This is a genomic window from Serratia sp. 121840015-1 (assembly GCF_053627655.1).
The window spans coordinates 1,205,179-1,221,179 of the sequence record NZ_JBSEYF010000001.1; the positions used below are offsets into that span (position 1 = coordinate 1,205,179).

Below are 16,001 nucleotides of genomic sequence, written 5' to 3' on the forward strand. Positions count from 1 at the left end.
GGGCTTATTTAACCTGGATGAATGGCGCGCTGGCGCCGCTGGTCATGTACTGCGGCAGTTCGCCGTTCCACTTGCCGATTGCTTCCAGCTGCAGCACTTCAGGGTTTTTGCGAAGCGCCTCGGCGCGCAACACGTTGGATTCCGCTTCACCGCGCGCCGCCTCAATGGTTTTCTGCGCTTCGGCTTTGGTCTGGGCGATCTCGTTCTCGCGCAGCAGCGTTTTCTGTGTGGCCTCGATCTTGGCGTTGATGGAGTCGGTAACCTGCTGCGGATACTTCAGATCGTCGGTCCAGCTCAGCTTCACGATGATGATGCCGATCGGGTCGAGCTTGGCCTTAACGGCCTTGGTCACGTTATCCAGCAGCTGCGTGCGGCCTTCGCCTGCCAGGGTGCCGATGTCCATCGTGCCGGAGTCTTTGATCAGCGCGTCGGCGATGTTCTGCCGGATGTTAACGCTGGTGATCTCCTCAACCCCCTTGCGGTAGGTCTGGAACACCTTCGAGACCTTGCTCTGGTCAACGTAGTACTCGACGCCGACTTTTGCCGACACGCTCATCGAGTCTTTGGTCTGGAAGTTGAACGGCTGATCGTAGACATGCAGCTGGTTGAAGGTCGGGAACTGGTAAATTTCCTCGTTCCAGGTCAGCCAGTATTTACCGACGCCCACTTCCTGCTGCTGTACGCCTTTGGTGTCGCCGTACAGGTCCACTTTCACGCCGACATAGCCGGCCGGCACAGTGGCGCGCTCGCAGCCAGTGAGAGCCAGGGCGGACAGTGCCAGCGCAGCAGCCATAATGATTTTCTTCATCGCTTAAATTTCCTTGTGATGGGGAGGTACAAAAGCCGGTAGGCCACAAAGGCGACCACAGCGGGGAACAGGGCGCCGATCGCGAAACCGAGCAGCACCGCAAAAGAGAAACGCGCCGAAATCAGCGACGGCACGACGAAGCCGTAGACGGCCGCGGCCATTGCCACGATCAGCAATACCGATAGATAAATTCGCATTCGGGAGAACTCCGCCCCCGGCGCGCGGCCGGGGGAGTGAAGGGTTAAACGAACTCGCCCGCGTCGGTGCCTTCCTCGATGTTGTCGAAGTCGTCTTCGCCGGCTACACCTCCGCCCGCGAAGGCGTCGCCGTCACGCAGGAACTGCACACCGCCCAAGGAGGCGTTGATGCGTTTGCCGAAGTTGTTGTCCTGCGCCCAGATGTCGATCACTGCGTTGACATAGCAGCCGGCGTAAGGGCGGCCGTCGGCCTGCACCAGGATGGAGTTGTCGCGGTCTACCACGCGCGGCCGCGCTTTGTTGGAGGCTGAGACGAACTTGTTGCCCGGATAGCCTTCGTATTCGGCTTTTTCGTCTCCGTCGTGCAGGCAGACTTTCAGGGTAGAGCGCAACGTTTTCAGCACGCCGTCGGCCTTAGCACCCCATTTTTCCTTCGCCACGGCTTCGATTGCCTTCTCGATCTCGGCCACCGCAGGGTGTTTAGGGTCGAAGATGAATGCGGCGGAGAAGCGCGGTTCACCTTCACCATTAACGGCTTTTGGTTCGAACAGAGCAGGGAAGGCCAGGCGGACGTTGTTCAATTTCACTTTCATAGGGTGATCTCCTCAGATAAATTCCGCGGCTGCCTCTACGGCGTCCACGTTTTCAAAGTCGTTTTCGTGATTAATGACCAGCGCAGGGCGCGGATCGGATTCGGGGGCGACGGCGGGCTTGCCATCGGCGCGGGTGATCAGGGCTTCAACTTTCGTCCAGCGGCGTGGCTTCTCCTTCTTGATCAGCTTCTCGGCCTTGGTTGGGCTGATCAGCTTGAAGTCGAACACTTCCTCGTTCTTGTAGCGGAAGGTGTCTTTCAGCAATGCGCGTGCGGCCTCTTCATCACTCCAGGCGCGGTTACCTTGCTTGCCTTCCACCAATTTGAACCCCGGCACCGCGCGCCCGGCGGCAAGTTCGCTGTTGACGCGCCCGCGCAGACCTTTGCAGAAGCCTTCGATCGCGTCCACGTTTTGGTAGAGCGCGGCCAGTTCTTCTGGTGTCAGCACCGCGACGCGCTGCCCGGCGGTAGCCAGCTGCGGCGCCAGCGGCTGCGTGAGGTCTACGAAGTCGCCCGCCATCGTGTCGAGATGATGCTGCGCTTCGGCTTTGCACCGGCCGCCGGCCGCTTTGCACCAGCGGCATTGTTTTTCGCCCGGGTTGAATACGTCGGCCGGCAACGTGTCGATGCCTTCGCACTCGGCAATGTTCGCCGTGACGATGGCAGCGGCGGCGGCCTCGCGCGCCTGTTCGCCAAACGCGCGCAGTTCCTCGACGCTGATCGCCCATTCTGATTCGTTTCCGATCCGCGGCTGGTGAATGAACATGCGGACGGTTTCAAAGTCCTGCAGCATTCCGAACTGCTCCAGCGCGCCGAGAGCGTATAGCTGCAGCTGCTTGTTGTTCACCGCATCCACCTTCACGCCGCGGCCGAACTTCAGATCGTGCACCTGCAGCTCGGTAGGGGTGATAATGACGGCATCGGCGGTCCCGAATTGCTCCGGTACGCCGACCACCTCGGAGAAATCGACGCGCTGCTCAACCAGCAGACTATTGCCGTCGGCCAGTGCCCATACCGTATCGACATACCGCTGTACGAACTCGGCCATGTCGTCAGTGACCTGCGGCCCGGCGCTGCCTTCACCTTTTGCGAGCGGATAGGTACCGATGTAGTCGGTGGCGTTCTGGCCGCCCTGCAGCTCAATGCCTACCAGCGTCGGGTCCAGCCGGTTGCGCAGGACGATCTCCGCCAGCGCGTGCGCCGCGGTGCCCTCCAGCGCGAACTCGGAACCCTCGTCAACCAGCCCGGCTTCCATCGCCAGGCTGCCGGCGCAGTTCATCCATTTTTCAGCCCCTGAGGGGCTGAGTCGTGCATGTTGCTCAGGCATGGATCACGCCTCCAGGGATTCGGCCAGCTGCTCCAGCGCCGCAACAACGTCTGGCAGTTTTTCTTCCGGGCAGTCGGTGAGTTTCTTCAAGCCGAACAGATCCAGCGTTTTGCGCAGGTCCGCCGGTGCCTTCGGTGCAATTTTCTGGATGATTAGCTGTTTGCCTTTATCCAGCAGCGCGGCAGCGTCCGGCGCTTCGCCCCCGGCGGTAGCGGTTACCGTACCGGTGTTTTTGCCTTTGGCCGATGCCTTCGGCTTGGCAGGCTTCACGTCGGCGCGCTTCTCTTTCGGGGTATCCAGCAGCAGGTCGGCGTAGGCGCGGCGCTCGGTGATGCCCGGCAGCGCGTCCCAATGCTCAACCATCTGCAGGGCGAGGTCGAACACGCCGGCGCCGTGCAGTTTGGTCGCGCGGTCAACGCCTTTCAGCGCCATCGTCAGCGCGTCGATCTGCGCGTCACGTTCGTCGCCGTTGGTGGTTTCGGTGATGTTGATGGCATGGGCCATCATTTCAGGTGTCAGCGAAACGGCGGGTTTAGCGCCATAGATAACGGCCAGCGCCACAGCGACCGGCAGCGGCTGATCTTCCAGGGTAACCGGCTTGACCTGTGTTTTTTCGGCTTCTTCCTTCAGCTGCTGGAACTGCGCTTTGCCGATTTCGACATAACCATCGGAGAGCATGCTGTCGCGTGCCGACTCGGTGCCGACCTGATTCAACGCGCCGTCGGCGGTGCGTCGCAGGTAGAACGGCCCTGCGCTGTCTTTCTTATCGACAGGCGTTTCGGCTTTTGGCTGGTGCGGCGTATCCGCGGTGAAGGTTTTGCCGCCGGCCAGCGCCGCCAGCAGTTTGGTTAGCAGGCCGTTCTGTTCGGCGACCAGCTTGTTGTTTAACTCGAGATTTGATTCCAGGCTCATGGGTTACCTCGCTACAAGGAGAAGGAAAGTTGTCATTAAGAGCAGCGCCGCCAGAAAGCGCAGGCCGCCTGTTTTCGGGGTGTGAAAATCCGCACCAGTCACACGGTGACGGTGTTGCATCTGTTTCAAGGAATTCATGGGGTAGGCTCCTTTTGCTATCAGGGAACCGACCGGCGACGATCGGCTTTCAGATAGAAAAAAAGCCGCTATTTAGCGGCTGTTATGGTCATGTCGTCGGTATCGAATAAGTCGATTTGGCAGTCGATGATCTTGATACCTTCGGAGCCGTCCATAGGGGGCCAGCCTTCTTGCCCCTCGCCGTTCTCCCATGAGAATGCGCTGACCACGCCGTAGGTGTTGTAGTCGTTGCTGATTTGGATCAGGAATGCCGTTTGGGCGAGCATGGCCAGCACTGCGTTTAAAACGCTGCCCTGCTTCGTGATTCGGTAGGCGTTGTTGGACCAAAAGCCGTTAATTTCATGCAGTTTTTCGTCCGTCATTACATCGTGGTTGATTTCAACGATCAGAGAGCCTTTCCAGTCGTATTCGACTTCATAGCGCTTAAGGTTCGGCATGGTGCCTCCAGTTGGGGTCTGAAAAGAAAAAAGCCCCGGCGCGCGCGGGGCAAATGCTTCTCACAGCAATGGATGATTCAGGGGTTACACCCGGGCGGGCATTAACATTAGGTAGGCGCTTTCGCTATACGTGATGCGCGTTGCGCCTGTTACACCTTGGAATTCAAATTTGCAGGCTTTATGCGTGTTGAACAGTTTCGCAAGGGTAAGCGCGTCTTTGACATAATCTGCGTTAAAGCCGACAGAGTCGATTTTCGCGGTCTTGAATCCCTCCGCGACGCGTCGCCAATCAGGGTAGCGCCCGTCGACGATATTGCAGGGCAATAAGCCAACAATGTCGCCTTTGAGGTAACAAAGGGTGTGTCCGGCATCCGTATCGATCTCCGCGAAATCAAATCGAGCAGGGGGCTTGCCTTTGAACGACACGATCACGCTGTCCTTTACCCCGGAGTGCTCGCCAACAAACATTCGGTGGCCATCTGTTGCGACCAGTTTTTTATCTTTCGCATCGAAGAACATGCCATTCAGGTAATAGCGAACATCCTTTACTGCCATTGTTTTGAATGCCGCTAAAAAATGGGCAGCTTTAATCGTTATTTGCATCGTATAACCTCACGATCGGATTGTTTTCGGCAGCAGGCCAGCTTTTGCCAGCTCGGCCATGATCTTCTTGCGCAGGCCATCTTTGGCGGCCGACAGGTGGAAACCGGCGCCGGCGTAGCGCACAAATACGGTGGCGCCAGACACTTCGGCGCAGCCGCTGACGCCTGAATGGATGAAATGTAGGGATTTCATGGTGTGGTGGTCCTGTTGGTGCGCCCCGTAGGGCGCGGTGGGTGTTAGCTGGAAAATCCAGTCACTTCGATGCGGCAAATCGGATACGTGTACAGCTTGTTATCCGAGATAATTTTCTGCGCCGCCTCGAAGCTTTCGGCGCTGTTGCAATACTTGATGTTCTCGCAGTAGCGGCCATCGTCGTCATCTGGCTTTCCAGCCAAAACTGTGAATTCAAGCGTCATCGTGTAACCCTCTGCTGTAGTGGTTTTATGCCTACCGCCCCACACTGGCAGCGGCAGGGTAAATCCACTCGTCGTTTTAAGCTGCTTGTGCGTTCGCCGGGCGCTAACCGGTTACTTAGTGATGCTTTACGCCTCCTTTCCCTCACTGCGTCGCCGTGGGAACCCGACCTGTAACACCGTCGTCGCGTGGCTGACCTGTAGGCCATGAACCGATTTACTGCTTCATTGGCTTGATCTCCTTTGTTGATAAGTTCACTTTGCCCCGCATTGCCGGCTCCTTGCCCCGCCGCGGTTCCGACGCATGGTTTAAAGTCGCGCCGTTCGACTATCTGGTAAACGCTATGTTTATGCGTTTACGTATTTATATACATTAACGGATGACCTTGCAATCCGTTTTTGTATTTATTTGCAAATAAAAAAGCCGCCATAGAGGCGGCTTGCTATACGGTATTGATTTGGAGAGGTTTTATTCTTGGCACCACAGAGCAGATTTTGCGACACCTGCAACATAGTGAATTTTAGCAATTTTAGGCACTTCAAGTTTTATCGGGGGATGTGCTTCATTGATCGAGGACAGGTGCACGTAGCCATCTCTGGTATAAAGGAACGTTTTTACCATTGCCTCCTCTTGGTCTGTCACCAACAACACTTCATCCCCCGGGCTGTAGCTATGGTTAGGCTCGACTACTACGAACTCGCCTTCTTTTATGCGGGGGGTCATTGAGTCGCCGGCGCAGCGCAATGCATAGGCGTTCGGGTCCTTGGTAGGCCAGCGTAGAAAACCATCTCCCTGGCCTACAGGGTATTGTAGGTCGGCCCACACAACACCTTCACCTAGCTGTGCACCCCCTACGACAGGTACCTTTGCGAACGCTAATTCTATGGTGCCAGTGGTGGAGTATTCGCCCCCTGCTGGCATATCGGTTTCGACCAGGTCCTTTACCTCGATCTTAAAGAAATCAGCTATCTGTTTTAGGACTCCGTATTTCGGGTCTTTAACTTCACCTGACAGCAGTCTATGCAGGGTCGGCTGGTTCATCCGCAAACGTCTAGACAATTCGGTGGTGTTGGATATCCCCGCCTTATCCATTAAGTGCTTGATGTTCCTTTCTAAAATATCAGTTTCGTTATTCATTGGTATCGCGCCTTATGTATAAAATTCGCGCCAACTATACGCTAACGGATATTTTAACAGATCCAATTTAACGATTTCGTATTGCTTTATTTATACGGTTTCGTATAGTTAAGCAATCAAAGAGGAGCCTCAACATGGCACATAAAACACCCCAAGAAATCGTGAAATCCCTGGTCGACGCAGGTTTCACCCAAATGCAGATTCAAGAACATACTGGCGTGCGGCAAAGTATCCTGTCCCGTTTGCTATCCGGTAAGCATAAAGACCCGAGAATGTCTACTATTCGGGCACTTGAAGATTTTCACGCGAAACAAGTAGATAACGATAAGGCGTAACCCATGCCAAAACAACAAATATGGGGCGCCGCGCCGGATGATTGGTTCCACTTTTCGTTCGTGCTGGGGCTGACCCCCGATCTGCTGCCGGTTGTGTCGCGCCCTGATGCGCCGATCTCGCCGACCAGCAAGCTCAAGACCACCGGCAAGACGCCGAGCCATTACAACGGGCAGGGCATGGTTGCCGGCCTGAAGGACTGGACCGCGCGCACCAGCACCGATGACGACGTCGGCCGCTGGGCGAAGCAACCCGATTACGGCATCCTGCTGCAGACACGCACCGTCCGCGCGCTGGATGTGGACGTGTCCGACCCGGTTGTTGCCGACGCCATTCTCAGCGCGGTCACCACCATGATCGGCCCGCTGCCCAAACGCATGCGCGCCAACAGCCCGAAATTCTTGCTGGCGTTCCAGCTCGAAGGCCAGATGTCGAAACGCATCCTGCGCACCGAAGCCGGCAATGTCGAGTTCCTGGCCACCGGCCAGCAGTTCGTTGCGCTGGGCACGCACCCGAGCGGCGCCCGCTACGAGTGGGACGGCGGCCTGCCAGACGAGGTCCCCGTGCTGGGCGCCGACGACTTCGAAGCCGTGTGGTGCATGCTGGAGACCGTGTTCGGCGTTGGTGAGACCGTCGTCGAGAAAGAAGGGCGGCTGCGCGACCGCAGCGCGCGCGACGCTGGCGCCACGGACGAGACGGCCGACTACCTCGATGCGAACGACTGGACACTCGACTGGGGCGCCGGCGGTGAGCGTTATATTCGCTGCCCATTCGAGGACGGCCACAGCACCGAGAGCGCCGACAACACCGCTACCGCGTATTTCCCTGCGGGCACCGGCGGGTTTGAGCAGGGGCATTTCCGCTGCCTGCACGCCAGCTGTGCGCACCGCAACGACGGAGACTTCCTCAACGCGATCGGCATCCGCGACAACGATTTCGACGTGATACCCGTCGCGCCGACGGAAAAGCCGCCGCTGCCGGCGTTCATTCGCAACGAGAAGACGGGGCAGATCAAGGCCACCATCGACAACGTCGCCAAGGCGGTGATGCGCCCGGACTTCTGCGGCGTGCAGATCCGCTTTGACCAGTTCCGCGACGAAATCATGTTCGCGCCCGAGAACAGCGACCAGTGGCAGCCATTCGCCGACGCCGACTATTCGCGCCTACGCATCACCCTGGAGCGCCGCAGCTTCGAGGCGGTGGGCAAGGAGCTGATCCGCGACGTTGTCATGCTGGCGGCCGACGAACAGCCGTTCGACAGCGCCATGACCTGGCTCGAGTCGCTCAAATGGGACGGCGTGCCGCGCATCGACAGTTTCTTCCAGCACTATTTTGGCGTTGAGCCATCGGCATACTGCCGAGCGGTGTCGCTCTATACGTGGACGGCGCTCGCCGGCCGTGTACTGGCGCCCGGCTGCAAGGCAGACATGGTGCCGATCCTCGTCGGTCCGCAGGGCTGCGGGAAGTCCACCGGCGTGGCGGCGCTGTCGCCGGATCCGTCGTTCTTCACTGAAATATCTTTTGCCGAAAAAGACGACGACCTGGCGCGCAAGATGCGCGGGCGTCTGGTGGCGGAGATTGGCGAGCTGCGAGGCCTGCACACCAAAGAGCTGGAATCCATCAAGGCCTTTATCACCCGCACGCACGAGAACTGGATCCCCAAATACCGGGAGTTCGCCACGCAGTTCCCGCGCCGGCTGGTGTTCATCGGCACCACAAACCAGGACGAGTTCCTCGCGGACGACACCGGTAACCGCCGGTGGCTGCCGCTGCGCGTCGGCAGGGTGCTGGTCGAGCAGCTTAAAACAGACGTCCTGCAGCTTTGGGCAGAGGCGCGGGAGACGTTTAAACGCCTCGGCGGTGTCCAGTTCCACGAGGCCGAGGTGCTGGCGGCAGGGGAACATGAGCAGCACACGATTAAGGACGCGTGGCTCGAAATCGTCGAGAACTGGCTCGATGCTCCCGACAGCCTGACCGACGAAGTACCACGAACACGCGATTTTTTACGCGCTGCTGACGTTTTGCGGGACGCCATCGGGCTGGACCCGCGCAGCATTGGGAAACGTGAAGAAATGCGAATAAGTAATGTTTTGCAAAATTGCGGCTACAAACGTGCGGTACGGCGAGTGGAAGGCAAAAACTGCAAGCTATGGGTGAGGGCGGAACCACCTGCTACCGCCTGATTTTGTAGGTGGTAGCACACGTAACATTATGTTTTTAAAAGAGCGCTACCACCGCTACCACCGCTACCACCTTTCTACTAGAAACCCCATTTATATATATAAGGCGTTTTCAGGATAAGGATCAAAAAGAGCGGTAGCGGCGGTAGCAGGTGGTAGCAGGGGAGAATTTGTAATTTTTCGCAAGTTACAACGAACAAATAGCGGTTCGCGGCGCGTGCCACAACAACCGGCACAGCGCGGCGGGCGAAGTTGCAAAAAAGATTAAGTTTGATGAGGTCACAACGAATGCGCAGAAATATGCAAGAAGTTCTAGAGCGGTGGGGCCGCTGGGCAATCAGCGAGGAAAAATGCACGTCGGTGGACTGGCCGTCGATGTCCGTCACGCCAGCGCGCCTTCCGATGGCAGGGGGCGGCAAATCGTGCAGCGATGACGACGGACTGATGATCGACGGCTGCATCGCCAAGTTGAAGACCGTGCGCCAGGAGGATGAGATTTTGATGCTCGGCCTGCGCTACATAGCCCGCATGCCGCAGCGCGACATTGCCGACGCTACTGGCGCATCCCGGTTGTTCGTGCGGCAGCGCCTGCAGGCCGCAGAGGACTTTGTAGAAGGGTGCCTGGCGATGCTCGACCTGCCGCTGGATATGGATCCGGAAGTGGTTGAAACAAAAATACTTGCGGGCGCCCAGAATCCTATGCTATACAGATAACGTGCAAGAGTTGTATATGCACACCGACCTCGTGAAACACGGCCTCGCTTCGGCGGGGCCTTGTCGTTTCTGGCGCCCAAAACCAGAAAACCTCTCAAAATAGCCGTTTCAGCCATAAAGTCGGCTATGCAAAATGCACCCTGTTTTATGCACGATTTATGCAGTCCGTTTTCCGCCGTATTGCCCGGAAGATTGCACAAAACACGCAGCTCGCCACGAACGCGCGGTGAGTGCTGTTACGGCGGTGCGCGTAAGGTTCATTATGTTAAATAGGCCCCGAAATCGATAATTTTCAATGCCGAGCGCCATCCGAATAACTTCGTGTCCCGAAGCAACGTAGGGGTTGGTGTCGGCGCCTTGGTGGATGGCGCTCCGCATTGAAAATATTGGCAGGTTCACAAGGCGTGGCGTGTGCAAATTGGGGCTCACGCTTGACGGTTCGATTCCGTTACTTGCCGCCAACCCATTCACAGCCCTGGCTACCCGCCGGGGCTTTTTCGTTTCTGGAACCCGCCGAGCTGGCCGCGCGCCGGCAGGGGGAGGGGCATGAAAATGAACAACCCTCACAGCTGGCCCGACTGGATCGAGCTGCTGCAGTCCTGGTGGCGCGGAGAAACGCCTATCGGGGGTGTGCTTATGTCGATCACGATCACCATTCTGCGCGTTGCCTATACTGGCGGCGGCTGGCGCCAGATGCTGCTTGAAGGCGCGCTCTGCGGCGCGCTGACTTTGACAGCGGCGTCATGCATGGGGCTTATCGGCTTACCTCCGGCGGCGACTATCGCCCTGGGCGGCGCCATTGGCTTCATCGGCGTTGAGAAGGTGCGCGGCGTTCTGATCCGCGTGCTGAACCAGCGCTTCGGCGTCAGCGACGACAACAGCAAACCGCAGGCGTAATCACCATGACACAAGACCAATTCCAACAGGCGGCTGGTATTAGCGCCGAACTGGCAGCGCGCTGGTTCAAGCCGATCACCGCCGCTATGGCTGAGTTCGGCATCACAACACCGGTGCAGCAGGCGATGTTCATTGCCCAGACCGGTCACGAGTCGCAGGGCTTCACCCGTCTGGCCGAGTCGTTCAACTACACGCCGGCGGCGCTGCTGACAACGTTCGGTAACCGCATCAGCCATGACCAGGCCGCGATGCTCGGCCGTACAGCAGATCACCCGGCGCGGCAGGAGGCGATCGCCAACCTGGTTTACCAGGGGCGCTACGGCAACAAGCTACCGGGAGACGGCTGGAAATTCCGCGGCCACGGCCTGATCCAGGTCACCTTCCTTGACAACCACAAAGCATGCGGCAAAGCGCTGGGCCTTGACTTGGTCGCCAATCCCGATCTGCTGACGGTCGATGTGAACGCCGCTCGCTCGGCGGGCTGGTATTGGCAATCGCGCAATATCAACCAGGTGGCGGCCGATGTCCGCGAAGCCACCCGGCGCATCAACCCAGCGCTGCATGCTCTCGACCAGCGCACAGCGCGCTACAACCGCGCTATTGCGGTGCTCGCATGAAATGGCCGCTACCGCATTGGCAGGCCGCTATCGTGGCCGTGGTGCTCAGCCTGCTGGCGTATTTCGCGTATAGCAATCAGGCGCTGCGCCACGAGCGCGACAAATTGCAAACGGCCAACAGCCAGCTGGCCAGTCAGCTCGACTGGCAGAACGGCACACAGCGCGCAGTGGCTGCCATCGACGAACACCGCACCCAGGAACTGAACGATGCCAAGAATCAAATCGATGCTCTGCGGCGCGCTGTTGACGCTGGCGCTCGCAAGCTGCAGCTCGCCGCCACGTGCCCAACCACCGGCGCCGCCGGCGTGGCTAATGCAACCGGCCCCCGACTTACTGACGCCGCTGAGCGGGATTATTTCCGCCTCCGAGAGCGAATCGAAACCGCCCGCAGCCAAATAGCAGGCCTGCAGGACTACATCCGCAACGTGTGCCTGGCGGACCCCTAACCATAGGAAGGAATCATGGCAAAAAGACTCAACCCAAAAAAAGAGCTTTTTTGCCGCGAATACATCATCGATCTGAAAGCAGCACCGGCGGCTGAGCGGGCAGGGTATAGCGCCCGTTCGGCCTGCAATATCGGTCCGCGCCTGCTGAAAGAGCCAGAAGTCCTCGCACGCATCGACGAGCTGAAGCGCGAACGCATTTCGCAGCTGGGCATCGATGCCAATTACGTGCTGCTGCGCCTGGTGGAGATCGACCAGATGGACGCGGCGGACATCTTCAACAACGACGGCAGCATCAAGCCGATCGTGGACTGGCCGGCAGCCTGGCGCCGCTATCTCAGCGGCTTCGACCTGGCCGAAATGTTCGAGGGCCGCGGTGAAGACCGTGAAATGGTAGGTTTACTGAAGAAAATCAAGTGGCCTGACAAAGTGCGCAACCTTGAGCTGATCGGCAAACATATCAGCGTGCAGGCCTTCAAAGACAAGATCGAGACTGAGGACGTTACCCCGCCGGCTAATCGCGAGGTACGCCAGTCCCGCATTAAGGAGTTGCTAAGCCGTGGTAGACGCAGCGATTGACATCGACGACCTGACCGACGAGGAGCAGGCCGAACTGCTCGCATTGTTGGAAGAGGAAGACGAGTATCGCCGCACGCATCTGCTCTACGAGTACAGCCCATACACTAAGCAGCGCGAGTTTCTGGACGCTGGCGGCGACTACACCGAGCGCTGTTTCATGGCCGGCAACCAGTTGGGCAAATCCTTCACCGGTGGCGCCGAGGTGTCGTTCCATCTCACCGGACGATATCCGGGTAGTACGGGCTACCCCAAGGACGGCGCCTATGCCGGCAGCTGGCAAGGCCGCCGGTTCAACGAGCCGGTGGTGTTCTGGGTAGGTGGCGAGACCAACGAAACCGTCACCAAAACCACCCAGCGCATTCTCTGCGGCCGAATTGAAGAGAACGACGAGCCAGGCTATGGCCTGCTCCCGAAAGAAGACATCATCAGCTGGAAAAAATCGCCGTTCTACCCGAACCTGGTCGATCACCTGCTGGTACGCCACCACGCGCCGAACGGCGTCGAAGATGGCATGTCCATCTGCTACTTCAAACCGTACTCGCAAGGGCGCCAGCGCTGGCAAGGTGACACGGTGCACGGCGTCTGGTTCGACGAAGAACCGCCGTATGCGATTTATTCCGAAGGCCTGACCCGTACCAACAAATACGGGCAGTTCTCGCTGCTGACATTCACCCCGCTGATGGGTATGTCGCAGGTTGTTGAGAAATTCATCAAGAACCCGAGCAAGGCGCAGAAAGTGGTCACCATGACCATTCACGATGCCGAGCACTACACCGACGCCGAGCGCGAGCGGATCATCGAATCGTACCCGGAGCACGAGCGTGAAGCGCGAGCCAAGGGCATCCCGACGATGGGTAGCGGGCGAATATTCCAGATCCCTGAAGAAACCATCAAGTGCCAGCCGTTTGAATGCCCAGGGCACTTCTACGTCATCAACGGGCAGGACTTTGGTTGGGATCACCCGCAGGCGCATGTGCAGCTCTGGTGGGACAAAGACGAAGATGTCTTCTATCTGGCACGCGTGTGGAAGAAAAGCGAGAAGACGGCGACGGAAGCCTGGAGCGCCGTTAAATCGTGGTCAGCACGCATTCCTGTGGCGTGGCCGCACGACGGGCATCAGCACGAAAAAGGCGGCGGGGCACAGCTTAAAACGCAGTATGCCGACGCAGGTTTCCTGATGCTGAAGGAGCACGCAACCTTTGCCGAGGGCGGTAACTCTGTCGAATCCGGCCTTACTGAACTTCGAGATCTCATGCTGGAAGGCCGCTTCCGGGTATTCAACACCTGCGAGCCTTTCTTCGAAGAGTTCCGGCTCTACCACAGGGACGAGAACGGCAAGATCTCGAAGACAAACGACGACGTCATTGATGCTGTGCGTTACGCCTACATGATGCGCCGATTCGCGCGGATGATGCGCGATATCAGAACACCTAAAGAGAAAAAAATCCCAGCGCCAATTCGGCCGATCCAACGTCCCACGAGGTAGATGATGGCTGACAACGACAAGCAGCAGGACAGGCTGCAAACCATCCTGACGATCTTCGATCGGGATTGGATGTCAAGCGACGAAGCCAGAACCGAAGCGACCAACGACCTGTATTTTTCGCGAGTGTCGCAGTGGGATGACTGGCTGAGCCAATACACAACGCTGCAATACCGCGGGCAATTCGACGTTGTCCGCCCGGTAGTGCGCAAGCTGGTTGCAGAAATGCGCCAGAACCCGATCGATGTGCTTTACCGCCCTAAAGACAGCGCCGACCCGAACGCGGCCGACGTGCTGATGGGCATGTATCGCACCGACATGCGCCATAACACGGCAAAAATTGCCGTTAACGTGGCCGTGCGCGAACAGATCGAGGCGGGCGTCGGCGCCTGGCGCCTGGTCACCGATTACGAAGATCAGGACCCGACCAGCAATAACCAGATTATCCGCCGGCTGCCGATCCACGAGGCGTCCTCACACGTCATCTGGGACAGCAACGCCAAGCAGATGGATAAGAGCGACGCCAAGCACGTGACGGTTATCAACGCTATGAGCATGGACGGCTGGAAGAGCTACGCCGAGGAGAACGGTTTCGACCCCGACGATATTCCCGACTTCCAGAATCCTGACCAGACATGGCTTTTCCCGTGGCTGACTAAGGATGTGGTTTACGTCGGCGAGTATTACGAGGTCGAGGAAAAGAAGGAAACTGCGTTCATCTATCAGGATCCGCTGACAGGCGAACCGGTGAGCTACTTCAAGCGCGACATCGCGAATGTGATCGACGACCTCGCCGAGCGCGGCCTGCGGAAGATTGCAGAACGCAAGGTGAAGCGTCGCCGCGTATATAAAACCGTGATCACCTCCTCATGCATTTTGAAGGACCGCGAGCTGATCGCCGGTGAACATCTGCCGATCATCCCTGTTTACGGGGAGTGGGGGTTTGCGGGCGACAAAGAGGTTTACGAGGGCGTCGTCCGGCTGACAAAAGACGGTCAGCGCCTGCGCAACATGATCATGTCGTTCAACGCGGACATTGTCGCGCGGACTCCAAAGAAAAAACCATTCTTCTGGCCGGAGCAGATCGCCGGGTACGAGTACATGTACAGCGGGCAGGATGATTTCCCTTACTACCTGTTGAACCGAACCGATGAAAACGGCGGCGACATCCCGCCGCAGCCTCTCGGCTACATGGACAACCCGGAGGTGCCGCAGGCCAACGCGTATATGCTCGAGGCTGCGACCAACGCTGTGAAAGAGGTCGCGACGCTCGGCGTCGACACTGAGGCTGCCGGCGGTAACGTGGCCTTTGACACGGTCAACCAGTTGAACATGCGCGCTGATCTGGAAACCTACGTGTTCCAGGACAACCTCGCGACGGCGATGCGCCGCGATGGTGAGGTTTACGCCGCGATGGTCAATGACCTCTACGACGTGCCGCGCACGGTGCTGATGACGCTCCCTGACGGCAGCGAAAAGGACGTGCAGCTGCTGACGCAGGTTGTGGACTATCAGACCGGTGAGGTGGTCACGCTTAACGACATTCGCGGCCGGTATGAAACCTACACCGACACTGGGCCGTCGTTCCAGAGCATGAAGTCGCAGAACCGGGCGGAGATCCTCGACCTGCTCGGCAAAGTGCCGCAGGGCACGCCTGAGTTCCAGATGCTGCTCCTGCAGTACTTCACGTTGCTGGATGGCAAGGGCGTCGAGATCATGCGCGAGTATGCAAATAAGCAGCTGGTGCTGATGGGCCTTAAACAGCCAGAGACGGAAGAAGAACAGCAGGCGGTGATGCAGGCTCAACAGCAACAAGGCCAGCCGGACGCCGCAATGGTGCAGGCGCAGGGTGTGCTGCTGCAGGGGCAGGCAGACCTGCAGAGAGCGCAGAACGACCAGGCTAAAATCCAGGTCGATGCGTTCAAAGCGCAGACCGAGGCGCAGGTCTCGGCCGCTCGTGTGGTTGAGATCCTGGCTTCCGCCGACAGCACCAAGAAAAACGATGTGATCGCCGCGCTGAAACTGCTCGGCGATTTCCAGACGAAGCAGGGCGACAGTGCCCGCGCTGACGCTGAGCTTGTCCTCAAAGGGCAAGGCCAACTCCATTCCCGCCGCATGGATTTAACCAATCTGCTGCGGCAAGCAAATCAACCCTCCGGCGGAGCAGCCGAGATTCCTCAATAGCGAGAG

The 16,001-nt window shown here is 58.3% G+C and carries 20 protein-coding genes; 9 read left to right on the plus strand and 11 right to left on the minus strand.

The genetic code is table 11. The features are described 5' to 3' along the window. Positions 1-4: 4 nt before the first annotated feature. The 11 genes from ACUXAC_RS05835 to ACUXAC_RS05885 all read right to left on the minus strand — a co-directional run bounded on the left by ACUXAC_RS05835 (position 5) and on the right by ACUXAC_RS05885 (position 6,565). On the minus strand, positions 5-808 hold the full coding sequence (locus ACUXAC_RS05835) for an SPFH domain-containing protein (RefSeq protein WP_454266550.1): 804 nt from the start codon (positions 806-808) through the stop codon (positions 5-7). Beyond that, positions 805-1,005, minus strand: coding sequence for a hypothetical protein (locus ACUXAC_RS05840; RefSeq protein ID WP_319861142.1), 201 nt, complete (start codon positions 1,003-1,005; stop codon positions 805-807). The genes ACUXAC_RS05835 and ACUXAC_RS05840 overlap by 4 nt, the downstream gene beginning before the upstream one ends. Before the next feature lie 44 nt (positions 1,006-1,049). Continuing rightward, a complete protein-coding gene (locus tag ACUXAC_RS05845) occupies positions 1,050-1,598 on the minus strand; it encodes a DUF2815 family protein (protein ID WP_346421123.1) in 549 nt (182 codons plus the stop codon). Between the two features lie 12 nt (positions 1,599-1,610). Beyond that, positions 1,611-2,924, minus strand: a complete 1,314-nt coding sequence (locus tag ACUXAC_RS05850; RefSeq protein WP_454266551.1) for a DUF2800 domain-containing protein — start codon at positions 2,922-2,924, stop codon at positions 1,611-1,613. Between the two features lie 3 nt (positions 2,925-2,927). Further along, positions 2,928-3,836 carry a hypothetical protein gene (locus ACUXAC_RS05855; RefSeq protein ID WP_454266552.1) on the minus strand — a complete coding sequence of 303 codons (909 nt, stop codon included), beginning with the start codon at positions 3,834-3,836 and terminating at the stop codon, positions 2,928-2,930. 3 nt (positions 3,837-3,839) lie between these two features. Then, positions 3,840-3,974, minus strand: a complete 135-nt coding sequence (locus tag ACUXAC_RS05860) for a hypothetical protein (protein WP_342184443.1) — start codon at positions 3,972-3,974, stop codon at positions 3,840-3,842. A 68-nt stretch (positions 3,975-4,042) separates the two neighbouring features. Then, complete coding sequence (locus ACUXAC_RS05865) at positions 4,043-4,411, minus strand: DUF2528 family protein (protein WP_454266553.1); 369 nt, start codon at positions 4,409-4,411, stop codon at positions 4,043-4,045. Positions 4,412-4,495: 84 nt separating this feature from the next. Beyond that, positions 4,496-5,014 carry a hypothetical protein gene (locus ACUXAC_RS05870; protein ID WP_454266714.1) on the minus strand — a complete coding sequence of 173 codons (519 nt, stop codon included), beginning with the start codon at positions 5,012-5,014 and terminating at the stop codon, positions 4,496-4,498. Between the two features lie 9 nt (positions 5,015-5,023). Further along, positions 5,024-5,206 carry a hypothetical protein gene (locus ACUXAC_RS05875; RefSeq protein ID WP_049233412.1) on the minus strand — a complete coding sequence of 61 codons (183 nt, stop codon included), beginning with the start codon at positions 5,204-5,206 and terminating at the stop codon, positions 5,024-5,026. Between the two features lie 44 nt (positions 5,207-5,250). After that, positions 5,251-5,430: a hypothetical protein gene (locus ACUXAC_RS05880; protein WP_342123127.1), complete on the minus strand. Its 180-nt coding sequence runs from the start codon at positions 5,428-5,430 to the stop codon at positions 5,251-5,253. 466 nt (positions 5,431-5,896) lie between these two features. Beyond that, on the minus strand, positions 5,897-6,565 hold the full coding sequence (locus ACUXAC_RS05885; protein WP_049233409.1) for a S24 family peptidase: 669 nt from the start codon (positions 6,563-6,565) through the stop codon (positions 5,897-5,899). 134 nt (positions 6,566-6,699) lie between these two features. Between ACUXAC_RS05885 and ACUXAC_RS05890 the strand changes: the two genes are divergently transcribed. The 9 genes from ACUXAC_RS05890 to ACUXAC_RS05930 all read left to right on the plus strand — a co-directional run bounded on the left by ACUXAC_RS05890 (position 6,700) and on the right by ACUXAC_RS05930 (position 15,995). Continuing rightward, the gene (locus ACUXAC_RS05890) at positions 6,700-6,900 is read left to right on the plus strand and encodes a helix-turn-helix transcriptional regulator (protein WP_049233407.1); all 201 of its coding nucleotides are present in this window, start codon (positions 6,700-6,702) and stop codon (positions 6,898-6,900) included. A 3-nt stretch (positions 6,901-6,903) separates the two neighbouring features. Beyond that, a complete protein-coding gene (locus ACUXAC_RS05895) occupies positions 6,904-9,081 on the plus strand; it encodes a VapE domain-containing protein (RefSeq protein ID WP_454266554.1) in 2,178 nt (725 codons plus the stop codon). A 297-nt stretch (positions 9,082-9,378) separates the two neighbouring features. Next, positions 9,379-9,792, plus strand: coding sequence for an antiterminator Q family protein (locus ACUXAC_RS05900; RefSeq protein ID WP_282389711.1), 414 nt, complete (start codon positions 9,379-9,381; stop codon positions 9,790-9,792). Between the two features lie 552 nt (positions 9,793-10,344). After that, the gene (locus tag ACUXAC_RS05905) at positions 10,345-10,689 is read left to right on the plus strand and encodes a phage holin, lambda family (RefSeq protein WP_013813177.1); all 345 of its coding nucleotides are present in this window, start codon (positions 10,345-10,347) and stop codon (positions 10,687-10,689) included. 5 nt (positions 10,690-10,694) lie between these two features. Next, positions 10,695-11,306, plus strand: a complete 612-nt coding sequence (locus ACUXAC_RS05910) for a glycoside hydrolase family 19 protein (RefSeq protein WP_454266555.1) — start codon at positions 10,695-10,697, stop codon at positions 11,304-11,306. After that, positions 11,303-11,752: a lysis protein gene (locus tag ACUXAC_RS05915; protein ID WP_454266556.1), complete on the plus strand. Its 450-nt coding sequence runs from the start codon at positions 11,303-11,305 to the stop codon at positions 11,750-11,752. The genes ACUXAC_RS05910 and ACUXAC_RS05915 overlap by 4 nt, the downstream gene beginning before the upstream one ends. Before the next feature lie 15 nt (positions 11,753-11,767). Continuing rightward, entirely contained in the window at positions 11,768-12,328 is a 561-nt protein-coding gene (locus ACUXAC_RS05920; RefSeq protein ID WP_454266557.1) for a terminase small subunit, read from the plus strand. Beyond that, positions 12,309-13,814 carry a terminase large subunit domain-containing protein gene (locus ACUXAC_RS05925; RefSeq protein ID WP_454266558.1) on the plus strand — a complete coding sequence of 502 codons (1,506 nt, stop codon included), beginning with the start codon at positions 12,309-12,311 and terminating at the stop codon, positions 13,812-13,814. Before ACUXAC_RS05920 ends, ACUXAC_RS05925 begins: the two co-directional genes overlap by 20 nt. A 3-nt stretch (positions 13,815-13,817) precedes the next feature. After that, positions 13,818-15,995 (plus strand): portal protein, encoded by a 2,178-nt coding sequence (locus tag ACUXAC_RS05930; protein WP_454266559.1) that lies wholly within the window; start codon positions 13,818-13,820, stop codon positions 15,993-15,995. Positions 15,996-16,001 lie beyond the last annotated feature (6 nt).

Excerpts from the sequence above, each read along its gene's own strand:
- ACUXAC_RS05865 (WP_454266553.1), bottom strand. The coding sequence starts at position 4,411 with ATGCCGAACCTTAAGCGCTATGAAGTCGAATACGACTGGAAAGGCTCT.
- ACUXAC_RS05835 (WP_454266550.1), bottom strand. The coding sequence starts at position 808 with ATGAAGAAAATCATTATGGCTGCTGCGCTGGCACTGTCCGCCCTGGCT.
- ACUXAC_RS05930 (WP_454266559.1), top strand. The coding sequence starts at position 13,818 with ATGGCTGACAACGACAAGCAGCAGGACAGGCTGCAAACCATCCTGACG.
- ACUXAC_RS05920 (WP_454266557.1), top strand. The coding sequence starts at position 11,768 with ATGGCAAAAAGACTCAACCCAAAAAAAGAGCTTTTTTGCCGCGAATAC.
- ACUXAC_RS05890 (WP_049233407.1), top strand. The coding sequence starts at position 6,700 with ATGGCACATAAAACACCCCAAGAAATCGTGAAATCCCTGGTCGACGCA.
- ACUXAC_RS05860 (WP_342184443.1), bottom strand. The coding sequence starts at position 3,974 with ATGAATTCCTTGAAACAGATGCAACACCGTCACCGTGTGACTGGTGCG.
- ACUXAC_RS05880 (WP_342123127.1), bottom strand. The coding sequence starts at position 5,430 with ATGACGCTTGAATTCACAGTTTTGGCTGGAAAGCCAGATGACGACGAT.
- ACUXAC_RS05850 (WP_454266551.1), bottom strand. The coding sequence starts at position 2,924 with ATGCCTGAGCAACATGCACGACTCAGCCCCTCAGGGGCTGAAAAATGG.
- ACUXAC_RS05845 (WP_346421123.1), bottom strand. The coding sequence starts at position 1,598 with ATGAAAGTGAAATTGAACAACGTCCGCCTGGCCTTCCCTGCTCTGTTC.
- ACUXAC_RS05855 (WP_454266552.1), bottom strand. The coding sequence starts at position 3,836 with ATGAGCCTGGAATCAAATCTCGAGTTAAACAACAAGCTGGTCGCCGAA.
- ACUXAC_RS05875 (WP_049233412.1), bottom strand. The coding sequence starts at position 5,206 with ATGAAATCCCTACATTTCATCCATTCAGGCGTCAGCGGCTGCGCCGAA.
- ACUXAC_RS05910 (WP_454266555.1), top strand. The coding sequence starts at position 10,695 with ATGACACAAGACCAATTCCAACAGGCGGCTGGTATTAGCGCCGAACTG.
- ACUXAC_RS05915 (WP_454266556.1), top strand. The coding sequence starts at position 11,303 with ATGAAATGGCCGCTACCGCATTGGCAGGCCGCTATCGTGGCCGTGGTG.
- ACUXAC_RS05905 (WP_013813177.1), top strand. The coding sequence starts at position 10,345 with ATGAACAACCCTCACAGCTGGCCCGACTGGATCGAGCTGCTGCAGTCC.
- ACUXAC_RS05870 (WP_454266714.1), bottom strand. The coding sequence starts at position 5,014 with ATGCAAATAACGATTAAAGCTGCCCATTTTTTAGCGGCATTCAAAACA.
- ACUXAC_RS05900 (WP_282389711.1), top strand. The coding sequence starts at position 9,379 with ATGCAAGAAGTTCTAGAGCGGTGGGGCCGCTGGGCAATCAGCGAGGAA.
- ACUXAC_RS05885 (WP_049233409.1), bottom strand. The coding sequence starts at position 6,565 with ATGAATAACGAAACTGATATTTTAGAAAGGAACATCAAGCACTTAATG.
- ACUXAC_RS05840 (WP_319861142.1), bottom strand. The coding sequence starts at position 1,005 with ATGCGAATTTATCTATCGGTATTGCTGATCGTGGCAATGGCCGCGGCC.
- ACUXAC_RS05895 (WP_454266554.1), top strand. The coding sequence starts at position 6,904 with ATGCCAAAACAACAAATATGGGGCGCCGCGCCGGATGATTGGTTCCAC.